This window comes from Streptomyces albus subsp. albus (assembly GCF_000719865.1).
In the GTDB taxonomy this organism is placed as follows: Bacteria; Actinomycetota; Actinomycetes; order Streptomycetales; family Streptomycetaceae; genus Streptomyces; species Streptomyces albus_E.
This window is the reverse complement of the sequence record NZ_JOID01000069.1, coordinates 1-2,186: the sequence shown is the minus strand read 5'-3', so window position 1 is coordinate 2,186 and position 2,186 is coordinate 1. Positions and strand designations below refer to the sequence as shown.

The window sequence follows — 2,186 nt, the reverse complement described above, 5'->3', positions numbered from 1 at the left end:
CGCACACCCCCTGGCGCCACCTCTGGGCACCGCTGCCGGCGGTAGCCCGCCACGACGGCCCGAAGGCCGGACAACACCGACGCGTGCGCCCCGAAACCGTCCACCGGTACTGAGTGCTCACCCGTGACCGACCCGCCGACCGCCATGGACCGGCCACCGGGGAAGCCCGTCGCCCCAACCCTGGCCGAAGATCCCCGGCACCCCGCCCCCAGCGGCAGCCGACACGGTCGCAGCCGCCCACGACAGCCGTTCCACCACCACCGCCACGACCGCCACCACCGACAGCCCGCCACGACGGCGGGACAGCCGAAGAAAACCGGCGCGTGTCGGGACGCGACGCGACACGACACGCGTCCCCTCCGGGGCGTCATCATGCCGGTGATATCGCGTTTCGAACCGACCCCGGCGGCATAAGGCCCCGGATAGACGACCGACCACGGGCCCGCCCTCGGCACGGATGCCGTAACCCCAGCCGCAGCGACCCCCGCCGGACCGCGACGCGCCCGCCACCACCACCGCGCCGCCCACCCGGCGCCGTAAGCCCAACTCACCCGCCACAGAAGCTGACAAGCAGCAAGGCGACCGGAGCGGCTCCCGCGAGGGGCGTCTCCCATGGCGTGGCGGAGGGGGTCGGGCCGCGGGTGCTCCGGTTCACGGTCCGTGACGATTCCTGTGGATGCGGCGGTCCAGGAAACGTCCTGGTGAGGGGGAGTGAACGCCGGACAGAGCGGACCATCACGCCTGGCCTCGGGAGTCCGGAGTTCCAGCCCTCTGCACTACCCGGTTGGACGGGGACGCCACCCCGTGAGGACGGCGACGGACAAGGCCGCAACGCACCCGCGGTCGCCGTTCTGCATCCTGCAACGCACCCCGCACCCCGCACCCCGCGCCTCCGCAACGCACCCCGCACCCCGCACCCCGCGCCTCCGCAACGCACCCCGCACCCCGCAACGCACCGGCGTCGAGCGCGCACCCCATCTCCCCGCACGCCCAAGCGCGGCGCCCGAGCGCGCACCCCATCTCCCCGCACACCCCAGCGCGAACCCTTCCACCCGCTCCTGTCGCGGAACGGACAGGAGGTGATGCCGGACGAAGCCGCCCGATCCCGCCACGGCAGGCAGGGCCCCGCCCGCACGCGATCCGCCGGGGCCCCTGCCTGCCCGTGCGGGCTGCCGAGCCGTCGGTGCCCGGCCGGCCGGGCGCACGCGCCGCGCGAAGCCGTACGGGCGGTGGGCCCGCACCGGTGGGACAGCCGCGCGGCCGGGTCAGCGGTCCCGGACCGTGATGCCCAGCGCCTGCGCGAGCATCGGCGCGATCGCCAGGAGCTGCGCGTCGTCGATGACGGCCCCGCGCAGGGAGTCGTAGCCGGCCGAGATCCCGAGGCGGACAGCTCCGCGCAGATCGGTCCTGTCCAGCCGCGCCTTCTCGAACCGCACTCCGTCCAGTTCCGTGCCGGGGAACGCGACGTCGGTCAGGGCCGCGCCGCCGAAGTCCACGTCGCGCAGCAGGCAGTCCCGGAAGGAGACCTCCCGCAAGGTGGCGGTGCGGAAGTTGACCGAGTCGAATTTGCACTGATGGAAGGTGACGCGGCGCAGCTCGGCGCCGAACATCTCCAGTCCGGCGAGCGAGCCCGAGACGACCTCGGCGTCCAGCCAGTCCGTCTCGGCCAGGTCCGTCCCCACCAGCCGCGAGGCGTGCAGCCATACGTCGTTGAAGCGGGCTCGCCGGAGACGGCCGCCGGTGAAGGCCACCGAGGAGAACGCGCACTCGGTGAACCGCGCGCTGCCGCTGTCCGCGTTCTCGAAGGTGTCGCCGTCGAAGTGCCGGGTGTCGTGGACGGCTTCCGGACCCAGCGCCCCGCTGAACGGCTCCAGATACTCCGCGTACGGCAGGTCCCCGAGATCGCGGGGCGGCGGCACGGCGTGCTTCATGGGGGCCTCGCAGGGGGTGGGCGGAGCTGAGCACCGGTCGCGTCCGACCATAGGCGCGGCCACTGACAGGGGGACGGGGACGATGGCGATGCCCGGCCCGTCCCCGGTGAAGGCGGACGGGCCGGGCGGACCCGACGGGCCGGGCTGCCTGCGCCGGTTCAGCCGGTTCTTGCGAGGAACCCCGGGCGTTCACGACTCCGTTGGGGAATACGCAAACCGGCTGATCAGGTCATGCCACAAGGGCAAGGCGTGCGA

The 2,186-nt window shown here is 73.6% G+C and carries 1 protein-coding gene; it reads right to left on the bottom strand.

The window, feature by feature from the left end; genetic code table 11:
- Positions 1 to 1,265: 1,265 nt before the first annotated feature.
- Complete coding sequence (locus IF83_RS0129365) at positions 1,266 to 1,931, bottom strand: pentapeptide repeat-containing protein (protein WP_030549398.1); 666 nt, start codon at positions 1,929 to 1,931, stop codon at positions 1,266 to 1,268.
- Positions 1,932 to 2,186 lie beyond the last annotated feature (255 nt).